This window comes from Deinococcus arboris, from assembly GCF_009755355.1.
GTDB lineage: Bacteria > Deinococcota > Deinococci > Deinococcales > Deinococcaceae > Deinococcus > Deinococcus betulae.
This window is the reverse complement of sequence record NZ_WQLB01000021.1, coordinates 53244-71848: the sequence shown is the minus strand read 5'-3', so window position 1 is coordinate 71848 and position 18605 is coordinate 53244. Positions and strand designations below refer to the sequence as shown.

The following is an 18605-nucleotide window of genomic DNA, read 5'->3' as shown; positions in this document are numbered from 1 at the left end:
GCCTGCAGCCCACACCCTAGCTTTGCGCTTTCTTGCGGCGCACGAACCAGACCACGGCGGCCACCGCCAGCATACCCAGCACCACGTAACCGGCTGGCCCCACGTACTGCTCCACGCGGTCGTAGTTTTCGCCCAGCAGGTAGCCGGCGCCCGCCAGAATGGACGCCCAGATGGCCGACCCGATGGCGCTGTAAATCAGGAATTTGGGCAGAGGCATCTCGCTCATGCCGGCGGGCAGGCTCAGGAGGCTGCGAATGCCCGGCACCAAGCGGCCGAACAGCACCGCCTTGGTGCCGTGTTGGTCGAACCAGTCGTCTGCTTTTTTAATGTCTTTGCCGCTGAGGGTCAGCCACTTGCCGTATTTGTCGGCCCACTTCACCAACTTGTCCTCGCCAAAGACCCGGCCCAGGTAGTACAGCGGCAGGGTGCCCAGGACGCTGCCCGCTGTGCCCACCACGATCACCATGACAATGTTCAGGTCGCCGCGCGACGCAGCAAACCCGGCCGAGGGCATAATCAGTTCGCTGGGAATGGGCGGAAAGACGTTTTCCAGAATCATCAGCAGCAGGATGCCCACGTATCCCATGCTGTCCATCAAGTTCTGCACCCATTCGGCCATGCCCCCGAGGGTAGCGAATTCTGGGGCAGGCCGGCCTCCATCTAAAGTGAAGTCCACTTCACGCACGCGCCCTCTACACTGGCCGCATGACCCTGCGCGCCGTAATTTTCGACTTCGACGGCACCATTCTGGATACCGAGACCCCCGAGTTTCAGCACTGGCAGGCACTGTACCGCCAGCACGACCGCGAGCTGCACCTGCACGACTGGCAGCGCGGCATCGGCACCTGGGACGCCTTTGACCCCTGGGCGGGGTTGCCAGCGCATGTGCAGGCTGACCGCGAGACAGTTCATGGGCAACTGAAGACGGCGGTCCACGCAGCCATCGAGGCGGGCGACATCCGGCCTGGTGTGCGCGCTGTGCTGGACGATCTGCGCGCCCGTGGGCTGCGGCTGGCCCTGGCGACCAGCAGTGACCGGGCCTGGGTGACGCGCTGGCTGAGCCACCACGGGCTGCTGGAGCATTTCGAGGTGCTGGCGACCCGCGACGATGTGGCGCGCGTCAAGCCTGACCCAGAACTGTACCTGCTGGCGGCGCGGGGCCTGGGGCTCAGGCCGGCTGACTGCCTGGCCGTCGAGGACAGCCTGAACGGCGCCACGGCGGCGGTGGCGGCCGGGATGAGGGTGGTGGTCGTGCCGAATGAGGTCACGCGGTCGCAGCCGTTTCCGCCCGACTGGGCGCGCATAGAGGGGTATGAAGGTGGCGTGGCGGGCCTGCTGGCGGCGGGGTTAGGCGAGCTGTAGGACCTAAGTTTTCCTGAATGGAGGGCCGTGTAGGCTGAGGCATCAGGCGGATTGTTCACAGGGGCATCGGACGCCCAGGCCAGTCACTGGCGGCGATGCTGGCTCAACCTGTCTGGTGCCCAGTGACCAGCTGCTGAAAGTCGGCTTCGTCTACATTGGAGAGCAGCACCCAGGACGGCTCTGGAGTGACTTTGGAGGCCGCGCAGCAGCGTGCAGTGCTCTATGCAAGTCAACGCTTCCCGCTTCCGTAGAGTGGCTTGAGCAGAGTGCAGCCACTTGCAGGGGTTCTACTGCACACAGGTCCCGCGTCGCCTCGCCAAGATTCCTTATACCCATCAAGAGGCAAAACGAAAAAAGCCCCTCTAAGAGGAGCTTTCATGCTGGTCGAGGCGGCGAGATTTGAACTCACGACCCCTACCACCCCAAGGTAGTGCGCTACCAGGCTGCGCTACGCCTCGACGGCCAGCCACAGAACTATAGGCAACCGGCCCGTTCCCGTCAAGAGCACTCTCGCTTATGCAGCGGCCGACCCAGGTGGCTATTCTGCGCTGGACATGACACTGACCTTTGACGAGAAGTTGCGGAATTACGCGCGGCTGGCAGTACAGGTGGGCTTGGGGATCAAAAAAGGCCAGCGCGTGCTGGTGCAGGCCCCGGTGGAAACAGCGCAGCTCGCCCGCCTGGTGGTGCGCGAAGCCTACGCAGCCGGCGCCAGTTTCGTGGATGTGCGCTGGGACGACGACGACGTGCAGCTGGCCCGCTTTGAGCTGGCACCGGACGGCAGCTTTGAGCAGATCAGCAAGTGGCGTGTGGACGCCGAGATTGAAACTGCCGAGGCGGGCGGGGCCGTCATCGCCATTCGCGCCACCAACCCCAACCTGCTGGGCGGCGTGGACGCCGAGCGCGTGGCCACGCACCAGCGCACGCTGGCCGCTTACCGCCGCCCTTACACCGCGCAGGTGATGACCAACCGCCTGAACTGGAACCTCATCAGTGCGCCGGTGTCCGGCTGGGCAGAGCTGATGTTCCCCGACGCCAGTGGCGAGGAGGCGGTGGCCCAGCAGTGGGACGCCATCTTCGCGGCCACCCGCGCCGACCAGCCGGACCCGGTGGCCCTCTGGGACACCCACCTGGCCGACCTCAAGCGCCGCCGCGACCTCCTGACCGAGAAGGGCTATCACGCCCTGCACTTTCAGGGCGGCGAGACTGACCTGACGGTGGGCCTGGCTGACGGGCACGTCTGGGGCGGCGGCGCGGCCGACACGCCCGGCGGCATTACCTTTACGGCCAACATCCCGACCGAGGAAGTCTGGACCGCCCCGCACCGGGAGCGCGTGGACGGCACCGTGGTCAGCACCAAGCCGCTGTCGTACAACGGCACCCTGATTGACGGCATCCGCATCCAGTTTGAAGGCGGCCGCATCACCGGGGCCAGCGCCAGGCAGGGCGAGGCCGCGCTTCTCAAGATGATCGAGACTGACGAAGGCAGCCACCGCCTGGGCGAGGTGGCGCTGGTGCCGCACTCCAGTCCCATCAGCCGGTCGGGCCTGTTCTTTTACAACACCCTGTACGACGAGAACGCCGCTAGCCACATCGCCATTGGCAGCGCTTACCGCTTTAACGTCAGGGGCGGGGTAGACCTGAGCCTGGAAGAGTTTCAGGCCAGGGGCGGCAACGACAGCCTGACCCATGTGGACTGGATGATTGGCAGCGGGGAGATGAATGTGGACGGCCTGACCAGGGACGGCGAACGCGAGCCAGTCATGCGGAACGGCGAGTTCGTGATTTGACCTGACTGGAGGGACCCCCAGAAGAAGGCAGGGAGCAGCTGGCTGAGGGCCGGAGGCGAGGCCCAGAACAACCGGCGGTAGACCTCTTGGGCACAGGCTCGCGGGGTCTGCCGCCGGCGCCGTCAGGGTTCTGCTAGAGCGGTCCTTTACCCTGAGACCATGACCGGGTATCAGGCGCAGGAAGCCCTGGAAGGCCGCTTTGGCGGCGTATCGGACGGTGTGGCCCTGAGCGCCACCTGGGACGGCGCACGGCTGACGGGGCGCGTCGGCGGCTACGTGGACGGCACCGATGTGGCGGTCTGGCTGGACGGGCACGCCCTGGTCGGCCGGGTGGGCGGCGTCACCCACGGGTTCGATGTGCGCGCCAGCATTGAGGCGGGCGTCATGACCGTGCGCCTGGGGAGCTTCACCGAAGGCACCGACGCGACCCTGAATTTCACGCCTGACACGGTGACGGGCCGCTACGGCTCATTTACGGACGGCCTGGACCTCAGCCTGCGCCATTACGCCGGCGAGGTGCGGGGCCGTTTTGGCAGCTTCACGCGCGGCGTGGACACCCGGTTGGACCTGGGCCCTGTGCCGTTTCCGCTGGGTGCCCTGCTGCTCACCTGTGCCCTGCGGCTGTGGCTAGACCAGGGCCGCGCCCTGACCGCCAGCCGCTGATATGGATTCCGCTTCGTTACGGCATTGCTGGAAGGGCACCGACTGCGCCGCCATACCGAGCAATCTGTGCCCTGACCTTCTCGCTCTTCTGTGAACTCGAAAAGCTGCCAGGCGGAGCCGCCGTCTGGGTGCCACCCGGCCTGCTGCTCGACTCAATCGGAGGTCGCATCAGCCGCTCCTGAAGCCTGCGCCTCCACGGTGCCTGTCCCTATTGCACGTCTGCCCACTCGATTGCACGGCTCGCTCCAGCGGAATCCGGCGTAGCCAATGGAGATGCCCCCTAACCGCCTTTCAATTGAAGAGAAGGACGGCAGAAGACAACTGTGTGGCGGCATGGATGGGTACTTCTGGCCGCTGCTGTACAGCTGTCGGCCTCAAACCGCTGGTACACACCATCCAACCTGCCTCTGGCTTAGAGCTTGTCCCCGACATGAATAGCGGCAATGCCGAACGTAAGCAGGCGGTGGCGGGTGCGAAAGCCCGTGGCCTGCATCAGCCGTTCCAGACGCTGCGGGTCGGGAAAGGCCAGCACGCTGGCGGGCAGGTAGGTGTAGGCCGCCGCGTTGCCGCTCACCAGGCCGCCAATGCGCGGCAGCAGGTGCTGAAAGTAAAAGCGGAAGGCGGCCCCAAACAGCCCCGGCCCTGGCGGCGGGAACTCCAGAATGACGGCCCGCCCGCCCGGCGCCAGCACCCGCCAGAACTCTGACAGGCCACGCTCGTAGTCGGCAAAGTTGCGAAAGCCGAACGCGCAGGTCACAGCGTCAAAACTGCCGTCGGGGTACGGCAGGTTCAGGGCGTCGCCTTCTTCCAGGCTGACCTGCAGGTGGCGGGCGGCGGCCTTCTGGCGGCCAATCGCCAGCATTTCCGGCACGAAGTCGCTGCCCACGACCTCGGCCTGCGGGGCGCGCGTCTTCAGCTCCAGGGCAAAGTCGGCGGTGCCGGTGGCCACGTCCAGCACCCGCGCAGGGCTCAGGGCCAGCGCTTCCTGGGCGGCGGCGCGGCGCCAGCCCCGGTCCACCCCCAGGCTCAGCACACGGTTCAGGAGGTCGTAGCGGGGCGCAATCGAGGCGAACATGGCCTGCACGTCCTGGCCCCGCTCCTGTTTGTCGCCCACGGCGGGCCGCTTGGTCATAGGGGCATGATAGGGGGCCGGGGGCGGGACAGGCGCCCACCCACTGCGGTCTTCAGAGGCGTTGAGACCCCCGCTGGAGCCTCAGCAACAAGTGGGCTTGCCGCGCGAGTGAACGTTACAGCCTACCGAAGGGCCTACTTCCCCTGAGATGCTGAGAAACCTCAGCGCAGCCGCAGCAGCCCCGCTGCGGTAGGCCGAAAACCGCAGCTCTCGTAGAAGCCTGACAGGTGGGGTTCGTAATCCACGTGCAGCCACTCGGCCCCCAGCGCACGCGCTGAAGTGGCTGCCCGGCGCACGAGTTCGGCCCCCACTCCGCGCCGCTGCCAGTCGGGGTGAACGGTGGTGTCCAGCAAAAAGGCGTGCGCGCCGCCGTCCCAGGCCACGTTGACGAAGCCGGTCAGCTGCCCGCCGTCATGCGCCGTCACCCAGGTCAGCGAGCGGGCCAGGATAGCTGGCCAGGCGTGACCGTCGTCTGGGGCGCCCCAGGCCGCTTCTCGCAACTGGCCCAGCTCGGTGGAGTCCACAGCAGCCTGCACGCGGTACTCGGTCACGCAGCGTCCACCGGCACCCGCCGCCACCGGCATTCGCCCACAACCGGCAGCGTCTGCACCGCAAAGCCCTTCTGCTCCAGCATCCGCCGGAGGCGCAGCTTGGGCCGGGCACAGTGCAGAGCATGGACACGCCATTCGATGAACCTCAGGTTCTGCCTGCGGGTATACCGCTCTGCCAGAGCCGCCAGCGCAGGCAACACACCCTCGCCGCCTTCATCGATCTGGGCCAGTTCCAGAATCAGCGTGTCGCCTGATACAGCGAACTGACCCAGCACCTCCGCCGAGCCGATGCGGACCACGAGGGGCTCACCGGTCAGCACAAAGGCGCGAAAGTGTTCGTCTGGAAAGGCCAACAGTTGGTCAGCTGTGTACCCCTCAAACCGCAGCGCGCTCACCCGCCAATCGTGCCCAGTGCGCGGCCCACCTTCTCGTAGGCGCTGAGGGCCTGGTCCAGATCGTCTTTGGTGTGTTCGGCGGTCACGATGTTGCGGATGCGGGCCAGGTTGCGGGGCACGGTCGGAAAGCCCAGGCCCACAGCGAAGATGCCCTCGTCAAAGAGGCGGCGGCTGGCCTCAAAGGCGGCGGGCGCTTCCCCGAAGATGACCGGCGTAATGGGCGTGACGCTGCCAAAGGTGTCGAAGCCCAGCCTCTGCAACTCGGCCTTGAAGTAACGGGTGTTGTCCCACAGGCGCTCCATCAAGGTGGGGTCGCGCTGCACCTCGTCCAGGGCGGCAGCCAGGGCGCCCACCGTGGCCGGGGCCTGGGCGGTGGAAAACAGGTAGGGCCGGGCGCGGTTAATCAGAAGCTGGCGCAGGTTCTCGTGGCCGGCCGCGTAGCCGCCCACCCCACCCCAGGCCTTGGACAGGGTGCCTACCTGAATCACGTCGTCGGCGTACTCGAAGCCGAAATGATGCACGGTGCCGCGCCCCTGGGCGCCCATGACGCCTGACCCGTGGGCGTCGTCCACGTAGGTCACGGCGCTGTACTTGCGGGCCACCGCCACCAAGTTGTCCAGCGGCGCCAGGTCGCCGTCCATGCTGAAGACACCGTCGGTGACGACCATGATGAGGCCGTCTGTGGGGTTGTCTTTCAGCACCCGGTCGAGGTCTTCGGGGTCGGCGTGCTTGAACACCTTGCGCGTGGCCTTGGTCAGCCGCAGCCCATCAATGATGCTGGCGTGATTCAGTTCGTCGCTGACCACGAGGTCGCCTTCTTTCAGCAGGCCGCCCAGCACCCCCTGATTGGTCGAAAAGCCGCTGTGCAGCACCAGCGCGCTGCCGGTGTGCTTGAAGTTCGCAATCTGCGCCTCGAATTCCTCGTGAATCCGCAGGGTGCCCGCAATGGTCCGCACGGCCCCGGCCCCCACGCCCCACTTGTCCAGATACTCGGCGGCACGGGCCTTGAGGGCCGGGTGGTCGGCGAACCCCAGGTAGTTGTTGCTGGCCAGGTTGATGACGTTGCGGCCGTCCACGGTGGTGCGGGCATGCTGCGGGGCGTCCAGCACCCGCGGGTGAATCAGGAGGCCACTTTCACGCAGGCCGGAGAGGTCAGCGCTCAGGCGGTCGGACAGTGTGACAGGCATGCAGGCAGTGTAGGCGGGGAGGGGCAGCTTTGTCCGTGAGGCGAGGACGATAGAGTGAGGTGAATGCAGGTGCGAACCGGAGCGCTTGAGCTGTCCCTTGAGCTTCTGGGCTATCAGTGTCCAGATGCTGCCGGTGGCTGGGATGCCAACTGGCTGAATGTCCGGCTGAAGCTCTCTTTGCCTGATGGCCGGGTCTGGGAGGTGATTGACCCCTGCCTGACCGCTCAGGAGGCCCACCGGTTGCTTGCCTGGCTGGAAGAAGTCAGCGAGAAGGCGCCCGTTTTCATCGGCTGGCAGCAGGCGGGCCTCAGCAGCACCGAGAGCTTTACCGAGCCGTGCCTAGTGGTCTCGGCGCGTTCTCCCTGGTTCCGTCACCCGGACCATGACGACCAGCTTCACCTGCGCATCGTGATGCAGGCGGAGTATCTGCCGCCGTTTGCCGGGGAGCTGGATCATTCACCCGACTGGCTGGACACGGGCGAAGTCTCGGACGCCTGGATAGATTTCCCCATGACTCAGGCCGAGTTGCGCGACCTGGCAGCCCAGTGGAGAGCCCAGGTCAGCCGCTGGCCTGTTCGTGGTGAGGCGTAGTCCTTCCCAGTTCCAGCACCATCCAGTCCTCGGCAAAGATCTGACCGTTCCGCCGCACCGCATCCGGCTGCCGGCCCCAGACGCGAAAGCCGCAGCGTTCGTACAGGCGGCGAGCGGCCGTCTGGGTCTCCATCACCGCCAGATGCAGGGATGTGACGCCCGGCCAGGTGCGGGTGGTCTCGATGCCGGCGCGGACCAGCCTTTCTCCTGCACCCTGCCCCCGCGCCGCCGGCGCCACCGACACGCCGTAGATATTGATCCGGTGGGCCAGTGCAGGGGCTGACTCGCGCACCAGGGTCAGCAGCCCTACCAGGTCGCCACTGAGAAAGGCCCCCAGTGTCAGCCCTGGCGCGTCTGGAGCCAGGCGGGCCTCAAGCTGACTCAGGGGTTGCGCAGCAAATTCGGCGGCTGTGGTCAGGAAAGCGGCTGGGTCGGCATGCAGGGCCGCCAGCCGCACGTCCCGGTAGGCCGGCGCGTCGGCCACGGTCAGGCGACGTGTGAGGGTCATCCCCGCTCTGGGGCGCCCAACGCGACCACCTCGGCCGGCCCAGGGCGGGCTGCGCCTGGCACCCGGTCACGCCAGTTCAGGACGTGGCCGTCGGCGCGCACATGGCGGGTCAGGGCCAGGTCAAGGTCCGTCACCAGCCAGCCCGGTTCATTCCAGCCCAGCTGCCCCAGCACCCCGTCGGCGGGCAGGCCATTGTCGGCAGGGGTGTAGATGCCGGCCGCGCCGTGGGCGTCTTCCACGGCGTAGGTCCAGGGTGCGTCGGCAATCAGAGGGGCGTGCAGGGCGTAACACTGGTTTTCCAGGGCGCGGGCCATGCTGCCCACCCGCACGCGCGTGTACCCCGCGCGGCTGCCAGTAAAGGACGGCACGACCAGCAGTTCCGCGCCGCCTTCGGCCAGGTGCCGGGCCAGCGCCGGAAATTCGCTGTCGTAGCAGATGGCAATGCCAAAGCGCAGCGTCCAGCCGGGCAGCGGCAGCTCAAAGACACGCGTGCCCTCACCGGGGGCGATGTCCCATTCCTCGGCCTCAAAGCGGGTCATCAGCAGCTTGTCCTGATGACTGTGCGTGCCGTCCGGGCCGAACACATACGCCCGGTTGACAAACACGTCGCCGTGGGCAACCGGAAAGCTGCCGGCCACCAGCCCAACGCGGTGTTCGCGGGCCAGGCGCGCGTGCAGACTCAGGAAGTCCGGCAAGAAGGCTTGCAGCGCCGGCCTCATCCCCCGTACGTCGTGGTGCAGGGTGTCTGGCAGCAGGCTGATCAGCTCCAGCGGCGCGTACTCGGGAAACACGAGGAGCTGCGCCCCCTGACCCGCCGCGTCGGCCACCCAGCGCGTGACTTTGGTTTCAAAAGCCGCCCAGCCGTCCAGAAACTCAATCGGGTAGGCCGCCGCCGCCACCCGCACCACCGCGTCACGCTGCGCTGTCATGTCCCCGAGTGTAGGGTGCGCCACCCGCGCGGCGCCGCCGCCAGATGACCTATGCCAGTCACCCAGGCAACAAACACTTAGCCAAGAACAAGCGCCGGAGATGGCCGGCGCTGCCCTGCATACGCAGGGGATTCGAACCCCTGGGTCACTCCCGGAGGGCTGACCGGGCGTCTTTCTTCCAGACCAGGCTCCATCCCGCCTGCTCTGTCGTCACCGGGGACGCCCCCTTCAGCTACTCAGGCAGCGCAGGGTAGAGGTTGCCGGTGGGCTTCAAGTCGGTTTTGAGAGGCGTTCGCTGCCCTTCCTGTGCTGTTCTCCAAGCCCGCGCCTTTTGAGATCCCTTATTCCCATTTCTAACGGGCTGGCGAGGGGCCACTCTCAGCCCCCGTCCTGATCGGCACGGGGGCCGGTCAAGTCAGGCGACGCCTCTACACATCCTCGCTGCCCGTGTCCATCCGAACGATTTGAGGCGTGAAGCGGCCGACTACATCCACCAGATCACCCTGCCGCGCCAGCACCTCTTCAATACGCTTGTAGGCCTGCGGGGCCTCGTCAATGCCGCCGCCAATCAGGGTCACGCCGCGCGCGGCCAGGTACGCCTGCACGTCCTTTTTGGCCAGCGTGCGCTCGGCGGCTTTGCGGCCCAGTACACGCCCCGCGCCGTGGCTGGCGCTGCCCAGAGCGTCCCGGTTGCCTAGTCCCCGCACCACGTACCCAGGGTCAGCCATGCTGCCGGGAATCAGGCCCAGTTGCCCGGCTTCGGCTGGGGTGGCGCCCTTACGGTGCACGATCAGGTTCTGGCCACCGACCTCCTGTTCCCAGGCCAGGTTGTGGCTGTTGCGCACCTGTGCCAGCGGCTGCACGTTCAGGGCGCGCGCCAGGCGGGCGTGAATCAGGTCGTGGTTGGCCAGCGCGTAGCGGCCCGCCAGGTTCATGGCCTGCCAGTAAGCCTGCCCGTCCTCGCTGTCCAGGGGCAGCCACGCCAGTTTCTTGGCGGCGGGGTCCAGGCCAGGGTGGCGGCGCTCGGCCAGAGTCGTGAAGTGCCCCGCCACCTGCGCCCCAAAGCCGCGGCTGCCGCTGTGGGACAGCACGGCCAGGTACTCGCCGGCCTCCAGCCCCAGGTCGGCGTCAGCCAGCGTGAAGGTACCGAACTCCACAAAATGGTTGCCGCTGCCGCTGGTGCCAATCTGGGTGGCGGCTTTCTCGAACAGGTGGCGCAGCAGAGGCTGGTCTTGCCAGGTGCCTTCATGTAGCACTTCGTGGTCCTGACGGTCGCGCTTGTCGAAGGCCACGCCGGCCCCAAAGCGGGTGTGCTTAAGCAGCAGCGCCTTGCCGTCTTCAGCGTGCAGGGCGCCGGGCGCCACGGGCAGCACCGAGAGCATCATGGAGCAGCCGATGTCCACGCCCACGCCATAAGGAATAACCGCGTTTTCGGTCGCCAGCACCCCGCCGATGGGCAGGCCGTAGCCCACATGGGCGTCGGGCATCAGGGCGCCGGCGCGGCTGACGGGCAGGCGCATCGCCACGTCCATCTGGCTACGGGCGCCGGGCTCGATCAGGTCCTGGCCCCACACCGGGTAGGGCAGCGGCGCGGCGCGCAGCTCGGCCCCTTTCAGAGCGTCACGCGCCGCTTGCTGGGCACTCAGTTCGGCGGCCAGGTCGGCATAGACGCCGCCGGCCAGGTACGCCGCCGGGTCGGCCTGCACGGCGCGCAGTTCCGCCAGAATCTCGTCGCGGGCCAGCCCAGCGGTTTCGCGGGCAGCGGCTGCGGTCTGGGCCAGGGCGATGGCCTTTTTCTCCAGGCCAAGTTTCACAAGATGTTTGCCATTCATGGGCAGAGGATGTCCTTTTTCAGTGGGGAAGAGGGAAGCACAGGGCTCCCGGTTCATTCGGGGTCGTCCGGTCGTCGGGGTCGTTGGCATCTGACCTGAGGTCTGGCATGGTGGCCCTCCTGTGCGCCCACTGTGCCGCTTGGGGGCGAGGCCGGGCATCCGCGCGCTGGCCTAAGCATGGGTAAGCAGTGTGGTGAACTTCAGAACACACTCTGGCGTTCATTCGGCTGAAAGGCCTCGCGGTGCTGCGCACTGGGGAAGGAAAAAAGGCGGATGTCCGGAAATTGGGCTTACAAAGCGCTGAAGTCAGGATGATGCCCAGTAGCTCCAGGTGTTCTAGAAATGGCTGGAATCTCTTATGAGCTTTAGCGCAGTTCGCTGGGGTCGTAGGCCACCGCTGCGGGCACCAACTGTCCATTCTGGGCGCGGTAGGTCAGCACCAGGCGGCCCACGAAAGCCCACTCCTTTTGCACCTCGACCAGTGCGGTCAGGTGGCCACCGCGCACGGCCCAGCGCACCTGATCGCCGATCCGGGCGGGCTCTGGGCCAAAGTCGTTGTCAGGGAGAGGCAGGCGGACCTCACGGCCACCAAAGCTCAGCGTGGTGGGCCCAAAGCGGACCTGAGCACGCAAGTACGGCACGGGCGGCATCACCGCCCACTCGCGCAGATCCGGCAGCCGCAGGACGCGGGCGTCGTAGACCGCAAAGCCCGTGCCTTCATCGGTCATCAGGGTCACCAAGAGCTCGCGCACGCCGTCGCCGGTGACATCGGTGGTCATGACACTGGGCCAGAAGGTCGGATTACTGAGGGTTTGCCAGGCCGGAAAAGTGCGGCTGACGCTCCCCGCTTGTACGCGCAGGCCGGTCAGGAACCCTTCGCGTTCCGGGGCCAGGGCCGTGACCCGGACAGGGGGTGAGGTGTGCCGCGCCACCATCAAGCCGGCGGGGACGCGGCCAGCTGGTAGCGGCAACTCGGCGCCGCCAGCCAGGGCAAACGAGGCGGCGAGGGTCAGGGCCAGCGGCAGAGGGCGCATGACCCATCTTGTCACCGCACGGCGGGCCAGCCTCGGGCGTCTACCCCCAGCGCCGTCGCCCGCACCGGCACGCGGCGCACCAGATCAAAGCCGAAACTGGTCCAGTGCCACTCGCTGAGGGTCTGGGCCGGCGCGGACGGAGCGGCGTAGCTGACTTCCAGCGTGACCAGTGTGCCGCCGGGCCGAACACTCAGGGCGCGCACCGGCCGGTAGAGGGCGCTGCCCACCCAGACCTCTCGGTAGGCGCCGCCGGGCAGCGGGCGCAGCACGGCCACATGGGCGCTCCGCCCCGCCGCGTCCCGGTTGGCGGTAATGGGGGTGGGGCCAGCGCTCCAGCGGTGAATGGGCCAGTTGCGCCACGGCCGCCAGAGTGTCAGCACGCATTCAGGGCTGCCGTCGCCCGTGACATCGGCGAAGGCGGAGGCCGAGACTTCCCAGGTCGCCGGCAGGTTCAGAGCCGGGCAGGGAGTTGGGGCCACCACAGCGGCGGCGGGCTGCCACCCCCCAGTCGGCGAGAGGGACCGCCAGGCTAGCCCAGCGTCTCCGCCCGCCAGCGCCGACCCCAGCAGCAGGAGGCCCAGCGCCATGCGCCTCATGTCCCCTCCGGGCAGGCCGGCAGCCCCAGCCGGGTCAGGGCGGTGCGGTGGTCCTCGCCGGTGGCCTGCAGGGCGCGGCCTGCGCGGGTGCGGGTGGGCACGGCGCAGGCGCGCGTCACGTCTGCCAGCGGCACCCGCACCACGGCCCCCAGCCGGGCAGCTGGCAGGGTCTGGTCGAACAGCAGGTTGCCCAGGCTGTACAGCACCAGCACCCGGCCACGCGGTCCTTGTAGAACCTCGTGCCCTTGCAACACGTGGGGCCCGCTGCCGGCCACCACGGTCGCGCCGGCGGCGGCCAGTTGCCGGGCCTGGGCGCGCTGGCGCGGGGTGGTCCGCCCATATTCGGCCCCCCAGTGTGGCAGCACCACGACCACCTCCGCCCGGCGCGCGCCCTCCCGAACGGCCTCCAGAGGTGGCGGCATGCGGCCATCGTCCAGGTAAGCCACCCAGGCCACCGTCCGGTTCCCCACGCGGCTGAGGCTCAGGGTGCGGGTGATGGGGGAGAGGGACGCGGCCCGCAGCATCTGCCGACTGCGCTGCTGTCCGGCGGCTCCGCCGTCCCCGGCGTGGTTGTTCTCCACGCTCAGGTGGGTGAGGGGGCGCAGGGCAGCCACGGCGGCCACTGGAGCCCGCAGGTCAATGCCGGTGGTCATGCGCCCAGCGTCTGTCAGCGGTGATTCCAGGTTGGCGGCGCTGGCATCAGCCTGTAGGGCGGAGCGCACCCCTTGCAGGGCGGCGGCCCAGTTTCCCGCGTTTGCCTGCGCCACGCCGCGTGCCAGGCTGACATCGCCGGCCAGGGCCAGCACCGGGGCCGTGACTTCGCGCCCGCCTGCGGTCAGCAGAAAGGCAACGAGGACCGGAAGGGGCAACCTCCGCCTCACTTCACCCGGATGCCGTCCAGCCACGGATGGGCAGGGGGCGCCTGGCCCGCGCGCAGCTGCTTGCGCCAGGCTTCGTCGGTCAGGCGGCTGCTGACGGGCACCTTGAACTCGTACTGGCTGTAGACGCCGCCGCGCGCCACCTGCAGGCCGCCCCGGCCGTCGGGAACCACCGCGTACAGCTCGTCAATGTAGCCAGTGGCTTCTTCCAGCGCCCTGTTGCCGGCGGTTGCCACATCGGCCACGACGGCCGCCATGTCGTTTTCGTCAAACTGGCTGGCTTCCTGGCTGCCGTCTTGCGGGTCGGCGCTGGCCAGTTTCATCTGTTCCAGCCAGCCGCCGTAGTAGTTCAGGCGGTCGTATTCGTCGCGGGTCAGGGCGGTGCCCGCCAGTTGCTTGGCGGTGGCCGCGTTCAGAAAGGTCAGCATGGAGCGCAGCTCGGTCAGGTTATTGGCGGTGCGCTCGGACAGGACACCCTGGGTTTTCAGGACAGTGCGGGTCAGGGCTTCTAGGGTCAGCAGGCGTGTCCAGACGGCCGCGTTGGGTTCCACGTAGCCGCGCGGCGGCTCAGGTTGCTCACCTGCGCCCATCTCGGCCATCGTCTGCTTGGCGTACAGAATCGTATCGTGGCGCAGCTCGGTCCACGAGCCCAGGGCCGTCAGCAGTTCCTTGCGCGTCCAGGCGGGCGTGCGCATAAAGGCCGGGTAGCGCGCGTCCCGCGCGGCGGGCTTGGCCAGAGGCTGCAGGGCGTACAGCCAGCCGCTGTAAACGTTGGCGGTCCAGTCCTTTTCCTTCAGCGCAGCAAAACTGGCGCGCACTTTCGCCATCTGGGGCAGGTAGTTGGCGTAGCCGGCCTCGCCGGTGCGGCGCAGTTCGTTCAGGGCGGCGTCGCTGCCCAGGGCGGCCAGCAGGTCCAGGCCCCGTGGGAATTCGCGGGGCTTTTCAAGGGTGCCCACCTCGCGGTAAATCAGGCGCTGAAAGGCCGCGCCGTCCAGGGTAAAGCGCTGGCCCATCACCCGGAAGCCCAGCGTCTGGCGCTCGCGCACCTCGCGGCCCTCGCCGGGTTTCGCTTCCACGAAGACGCTGTTGACCTGCGGCGGTGGCAGTTTGGCCAGAGCAGCCTGGAAGGATTTCAGCACGGCGGGGTCGGCCAGGCGGCGCACCTGCCCACCTGTAGCGCTTTTCAGGGCGGCGGCGTACTGGCGGTAATTCAGGTCGTCACTGGCGCCGATCAGCAGTGTGGTGGGGTCATACAGGCGCGCCCACAGCTTCTGGGCCTCGGCATTGTTGGTCAGCAGGTTGGTCAGCAGGGCGGCGGTGCGGGTCTCGCCGGCACTCTGCACGCGCAGGTTGACGCGCCCCAGCCACATCATCGTGCGGAAATAACGCTTCAGGGCGTCGCTGCGGGTGTAGTGGCCCCGGGGCACGTACTGCGAGTAATCCTCTTCCAGTTCAGTGGTCGCAAAAATAGGCGAGGTGGCGCGGCCGGCGTGGGCGTCAATCAGTTTCAGCTCGGCAGTGACCAGGCTGGCCACCTCAGCCGGCGGCGTGGTGGCGGGGTCAATCAGTTTGGCGGCCACCGCCAGGTACGCCAGGGCGCGGCGGGCGTCGCCCTCCAGCGGCGTGCCCTTCAGGGCGGCGTGCTGCCGCCGGGCGTCGGCCACCAGCAGCGTGGTCAGGCGGCGCAGCGCAGGCGACAGCGCTTCCCGTTCCAGGTCGCGCAGCAGCTTGTCAAAGACGAGGTGGTACACATGCAGCATGGAGTCGGTGGTCGCCAACACCGGCTGGTTGAGGTAGCGGGTGGCCTCGTAGACCCCATCAAAGTGCGTCCAGGTGCCGGGGCTGATCACAAACCCGTTCTTGCTCAGGGCGGCGCGCTGAGCTGGGCTGAGGCCACTGGTCCCCACTTCGGGGTCGGACCGCAGCACCTCCTGATTCTTGATGACGCTCAAGTTGACGGGCAGGCTGTAAGGGGTCGGCGCGGCCAGCGCGGCGCTGAAGCTGCCCAGCAGCAGGGTCAGGGTGAGAGGTCGCATGGCTCAGGTCATACCACAGGCCTGGGCGGTGGGTTGGGGAGGCTCGTCGCAGGCTTGACGGCAGCCCTGGGGGTGAGTACGCTCGCCAGACACCTCAACCAGAGACCACCATGCATAGACGCCTCTAATCCCTCACGCCTGCGCCCTACAGCGCCGCAGACTGCGGCGGCTGAGTGGCCGCGCTGTTCGTGAGGGACGATGCTGGCAGGCGGCGTGTCTGCCGGCGTCTTCCCTGGGCTGTTCTTCTTACCTTCAGGGAGCCTGGCATGAGCGAATCCACCCATCAGACCATTCACCGCCTCCACCACCTCTTGGTGCCTCACCCCACCCAGCCCGCCCTACTGATGCTGCCCACCGGCGACGCCTGGGCCTGGCCGCAGTTCACTCCCACGGAGAGCCACTTTGGCGTCGTGGACCATATCAACTCGGCCGCGCAGCGTCTGTTTGGCCTGCGGGTGGCGACCCTGTGCTGCCTGGGCGATGACTGGTCGCCGGAAGCTATCTGCGTGAACACCCTCTACGAACTGGAGAACCTGAGTGCTGCTGACGAGGGCCCGCCAGGGGGCCGCTGGGTAACGGAGGCGGACCTTCCAGACGTGCCACTCACCCACCCAGACCAGAGGCAAGCCATGCACGCCTGGTTTGCCGAGGAGCGCGACGGGCGGCCGCTGGGTCGCCGGCCCTGGGCCCGGCCTGGCTGGTTTGCCGGGGTAGAGGCCTGGATGACCGCTCAGGCTCGGCACCTGGGCGCCGAGCCGCTGGGTAAGGCCGAACAACTGCGCAACTGGGAACGCTCAACGCTGCTGCGTCTGCCCACAACCCAGGGCACGCTGTACTACAAGGCGGCGCCCGCCCCACTGGCCGGTGAGGGGGCGTTACTGGCCTGGCTGGCGGAGCGCTTTCCCGGTGAGGTGCCCGAGGTGGTGGCCCAGGACCCGGCGCGCGGCGGCGTTCTGATGCGCGACCTCTGCGCCCAGCCACTCAGCGAGACTGCCGATCTGAGGCTGTTCAGGCGCGCAGCCCGGCGCTACGGTGAACTTCAACGGGCGCTGATTCATGATCTGCCGGAATTGCCGCTTTACCCGACGGCGGGGCTGGCTGAACCTTTCGACACCCTGCTGGGCGCCATTCAGGACCTCGCGGTGCCGCTGGAGCCGGCGCACCTGGAACGGCTGCGGGCAGCAGGCCCCCGCTTACAGGCGCTGTGTGCGGAACTCGCCGCGTGCGGCCTTCCCGACACCCTGGAACACGGCGATTTCTGGCCCACCAACGTGGCTATGCGCGGGGAGAATCCTGTGTTCTTCGATGTTTCAGACGCCACAATCACGCACCCGTTTTTCAGCCTGCGCCTGTTTCTGACCAACCTCTCCGAGTGGCTGCCTCAAGAGCCGTACGCTCAGGCACAGATCGTTAGCGCCTACCTGGCGGCTTGGTCAGATCTGGCAGATGAAGCCACCCTGCGGCGGGCCTACGCGCTGTCGCGGCCACTGGCGGCTCTGCACGCGGCGCGGCTGTATGCCGAACGGATTCTGCCCGCCCTGGAAGCGCGGTGGGAGATGGAGGGCATGCTTCAGTTCGCCCTCCACGATCTGCTGAACGAGCTGGATGGGCTTGGGGGGTAGTCGCCGGAGGCCTACTCCTGTGCCAGCGCCGCCCGCGCCTCGCCGGTTTCGTCCCACGGCAGGGTCTCGTGGGCCCGTTCCAGGGTGTCTTCTGGCCCCTTGCCCGCCAGCAGGACCGTATCGCCGGGCTGGGCCAGGGCGACGGCGCGGCGAATGGCGTCCCGGCGGTCCGGCACGCGCTCGAAATTGTGCCGGCCGGCTTCGCGGGCGCCGCGCTCCATTTCGGTCAGGATGTCGTCCAGCGGGGTATCGCGGCAGTCCTCTTCCGTAAAGATCGCGTGGTCGGCCAGGCGGGTGGCCACCTCGCCCAGCGGCGCGCGTTTGCCGGGGTCGCGCGGCCCCCCCGCCGAGCCGATCACCACCAGCAGCCGCCCCGGTGTGGTCGCGCGCAGGGTGCTCAGGGCTTTGTCCAGGCTGGGTGGCGTGTGGGCAAAGTCCACGATGACCCGGCGCCCCCGACTGTCCGGCACGAGTTCCATGCGGCCCGGCACCCCAGCGAAGGAGGCCAGCCCGGCCTGCAAGTCCTCGGCCGTGGCCCCCAGGTGCGCCGCCGCCGCCATGGCCGCCAGAGCATTAGCCACGTTAAAGCGGCCGATCATGGGCAGCTGCGCGTCAAACTCGCCCAGTGGCGACACCACGTGAAAGTGCAGGCCTGTAGAGCGCTCCTCAAGGCCTCCCGCGCGCCAGTCGGCGTGCTGGCCCTCGGCCGAGTAGGTGGTCTCGGCGGGGGCCACGCCGCGCAGCTGGGCGGTCCAGGGATCGTCTACGTTCAGCACGGCGAAGGGCGTGCGCTCAATCAGCTTGCGTTTGTCGGCAAAGTAGTTGTCCAGGGTGCCGTGAAAATCCAGGTGCTCGCTGCTCAGGTGCGTCCAGATGGCCGCGCTCCACTGCACGCCGCGTACCCGCTCCAGCGCCAGAGCGTGGCTGCTGGCTTCCAGCACGGCGGCGTCGGCGCCGGCGCCCACCAGCTCGGTCAGGGTGGCCTGCACCTGCGGCGCTTCTGGGGTGGTGAAGTGCGCCGGGAAGTGCCGCAGCACCCCGTCAGGCAACTCGTAGCCCGCCGTACTGAGCAGCCCGGTCTTGAGGCCGGCCGCCCGCAGCAGGTGGCGGGTCAGCCAACTGGTGGTGGTCTTGCCGTCGGTGCCGGTGACGCCGACCACCCGCAGCTGCCCGCTGGGGTGCCCGGCCAGGGCCGCCGCCGCGTCGGCCAGAGCGGCGCGGGCATTCGGGACCACTAGATAAGGCAGCGGCGAGGTCACGCCGCTCGGCAGGCCTTCGCCAATCACGGCCACGGCTCCGGCCGCCGCCGCCTGCGCCAGAAACTGGTGGCCGTCAAAGCGCGCGCCGCGAATGGCCACAAAGGCCGAGCCCGGCTGCACCCAGTCGGCCTGGTGGGTGACGCTCCGCACCTCTGGATCAGCGGTGGGGGCAGGAACATGCAGGGCGGCGGCCAGCTCGGCAAGGCGCATGGGGCGCATCATGCCAGAAGTCGGCCACCC

Annotated in this window: 18 protein-coding genes and 1 tRNA gene; 5 read left to right on the top strand and 14 right to left on the bottom strand. The window is 68.0% G+C overall.

The features are described 5' to 3' along the window. Window positions 1-16 precede the first annotated feature (16 nt). The gene (locus tag GO986_RS14725) at window positions 17-619 is read right to left on the bottom strand and encodes a DedA family protein (RefSeq protein WP_157460065.1); all 603 of its coding nucleotides are present in this window, start codon (window positions 617-619) and stop codon (window positions 17-19) included. Window positions 620-705: 86 nt separating this feature from the next. Here GO986_RS14725 and GO986_RS14720 point away from each other — a divergent pair, with 86 nt between their 5' ends. Continuing rightward, window positions 706-1362 (top strand): HAD family hydrolase, encoded by a 657-nt coding sequence (locus GO986_RS14720; protein ID WP_157460064.1) that lies wholly within the window; start codon window positions 706-708, stop codon window positions 1360-1362. A 381-nt stretch (window positions 1363-1743) separates the two neighbouring features. Here the strand turns inward: GO986_RS14720 and GO986_RS14715 are convergent. Beyond that, a tRNA-Pro gene (locus GO986_RS14715) sits at window positions 1744-1820 on the bottom strand. Window positions 1821-1916: 96 nt separating this feature from the next. Between GO986_RS14715 and GO986_RS14710 the strand changes: the two genes are divergently transcribed. Both GO986_RS14710 and GO986_RS14705 read left to right on the top strand, forming a co-directional pair. Then, window positions 1917-3152, top strand: a complete 1236-nt coding sequence (locus GO986_RS14710; RefSeq protein WP_157460063.1) for an aminopeptidase — start codon at window positions 1917-1919, stop codon at window positions 3150-3152. Between the two features lie 159 nt (window positions 3153-3311). Next, window positions 3312-3815, top strand: a complete 504-nt coding sequence (locus GO986_RS14705; protein WP_157460062.1) for a hypothetical protein — start codon at window positions 3312-3314, stop codon at window positions 3813-3815. Between the two features lie 412 nt (window positions 3816-4227). On the opposite strand, the gene ubiE is transcribed toward GO986_RS14705, so the two are convergent. The 4 genes from ubiE to GO986_RS14685 form a co-directional block, all read right to left on the bottom strand. Continuing rightward, window positions 4228-4947: a bifunctional demethylmenaquinone methyltransferase/2-methoxy-6-polyprenyl-1,4-benzoquinol methylase UbiE gene (gene ubiE / locus GO986_RS14700; RefSeq protein ID WP_157460061.1), complete on the bottom strand. Its 720-nt coding sequence runs from the start codon at window positions 4945-4947 to the stop codon at window positions 4228-4230. A gap of 161 nt (window positions 4948-5108) precedes the next feature. Further along, window positions 5109-5498: a GNAT family N-acetyltransferase gene (locus tag GO986_RS14695; protein WP_369409394.1), complete on the bottom strand. Its 390-nt coding sequence runs from the start codon at window positions 5496-5498 to the stop codon at window positions 5109-5111. Further along, on the bottom strand, window positions 5495-5893 hold the full coding sequence (locus tag GO986_RS14690; RefSeq protein WP_198170695.1) for a hypothetical protein: 399 nt from the start codon (window positions 5891-5893) through the stop codon (window positions 5495-5497). The genes GO986_RS14695 and GO986_RS14690 overlap by 4 nt, the downstream gene beginning before the upstream one ends. Then, window positions 5890-7080 (bottom strand): BioF/Kbl family PLP-dependent acyltransferase, encoded by a 1191-nt coding sequence (locus tag GO986_RS14685; RefSeq protein ID WP_157460059.1) that lies wholly within the window; start codon window positions 7078-7080, stop codon window positions 5890-5892. Before GO986_RS14685 ends, GO986_RS14690 begins: the two co-directional genes overlap by 4 nt. A gap of 63 nt (window positions 7081-7143) precedes the next feature. On the opposite strand from GO986_RS14685, the gene GO986_RS14680 reads away from it, so the two are divergent. After that, on the top strand, window positions 7144-7671 hold the full coding sequence (locus GO986_RS14680; RefSeq protein ID WP_157460058.1) for a WapI family immunity protein: 528 nt from the start codon (window positions 7144-7146) through the stop codon (window positions 7669-7671). Here GO986_RS14680 and GO986_RS14675 read toward each other — a convergent pair. The 7 genes from GO986_RS14675 to GO986_RS14645 form a co-directional block, all read right to left on the bottom strand. Next, a complete protein-coding gene (locus tag GO986_RS14675) occupies window positions 7640-8179 on the bottom strand; it encodes a GNAT family N-acetyltransferase (protein ID WP_157460057.1) in 540 nt (179 codons plus the stop codon). The genes GO986_RS14680 and GO986_RS14675 overlap by 32 nt on opposite strands. After that, window positions 8176-9108, bottom strand: a complete 933-nt coding sequence (locus tag GO986_RS14670; RefSeq protein ID WP_157460056.1) for a carbon-nitrogen hydrolase family protein — start codon at window positions 9106-9108, stop codon at window positions 8176-8178. Before GO986_RS14670 ends, GO986_RS14675 begins: the two co-directional genes overlap by 4 nt. A gap of 428 nt (window positions 9109-9536) precedes the next feature. Beyond that, window positions 9537-10940 carry an RtcB family protein gene (locus GO986_RS14665; RefSeq protein ID WP_157460055.1) on the bottom strand — a complete coding sequence of 468 codons (1404 nt, stop codon included), beginning with the start codon at window positions 10938-10940 and terminating at the stop codon, window positions 9537-9539. Window positions 10941-11305: 365 nt separating this feature from the next. Then, a complete protein-coding gene (locus GO986_RS14660; RefSeq protein WP_157460054.1) occupies window positions 11306-11974 on the bottom strand; it encodes a hypothetical protein in 669 nt (222 codons plus the stop codon). 11 nt (window positions 11975-11985) lie between these two features. Next, on the bottom strand, window positions 11986-12570 hold the full coding sequence (locus GO986_RS14655; RefSeq protein ID WP_157460053.1) for a hypothetical protein: 585 nt from the start codon (window positions 12568-12570) through the stop codon (window positions 11986-11988). Further along, window positions 12567-13439, bottom strand: coding sequence for a CapA family protein (locus tag GO986_RS14650; protein WP_157460052.1), 873 nt, complete (start codon window positions 13437-13439; stop codon window positions 12567-12569). The genes GO986_RS14655 and GO986_RS14650 overlap by 4 nt, the downstream gene beginning before the upstream one ends. A gap of 8 nt (window positions 13440-13447) precedes the next feature. Next, on the bottom strand, window positions 13448-15484 hold the full coding sequence (locus GO986_RS14645; RefSeq protein ID WP_157460051.1) for a DUF3160 domain-containing protein: 2037 nt from the start codon (window positions 15482-15484) through the stop codon (window positions 13448-13450). Between the two features lie 266 nt (window positions 15485-15750). On the opposite strand from GO986_RS14645, the gene GO986_RS14640 reads away from it, so the two are divergent. Continuing rightward, the gene (locus GO986_RS14640; protein ID WP_157460050.1) at window positions 15751-17106 is read left to right on the top strand and encodes a phosphotransferase; all 1356 of its coding nucleotides are present in this window, start codon (window positions 15751-15753) and stop codon (window positions 17104-17106) included. A gap of 11 nt (window positions 17107-17117) precedes the next feature. Here the strand turns inward: GO986_RS14640 and GO986_RS14635 are convergent, their stop codons facing one another. Further along, window positions 17118-18575, bottom strand: a complete 1458-nt coding sequence (locus GO986_RS14635; RefSeq protein ID WP_157460049.1) for a UDP-N-acetylmuramoyl-L-alanyl-D-glutamate--2,6-diaminopimelate ligase — start codon at window positions 18573-18575, stop codon at window positions 17118-17120. Between the last annotated feature and the right edge of the window lie 30 nt (window positions 18576-18605).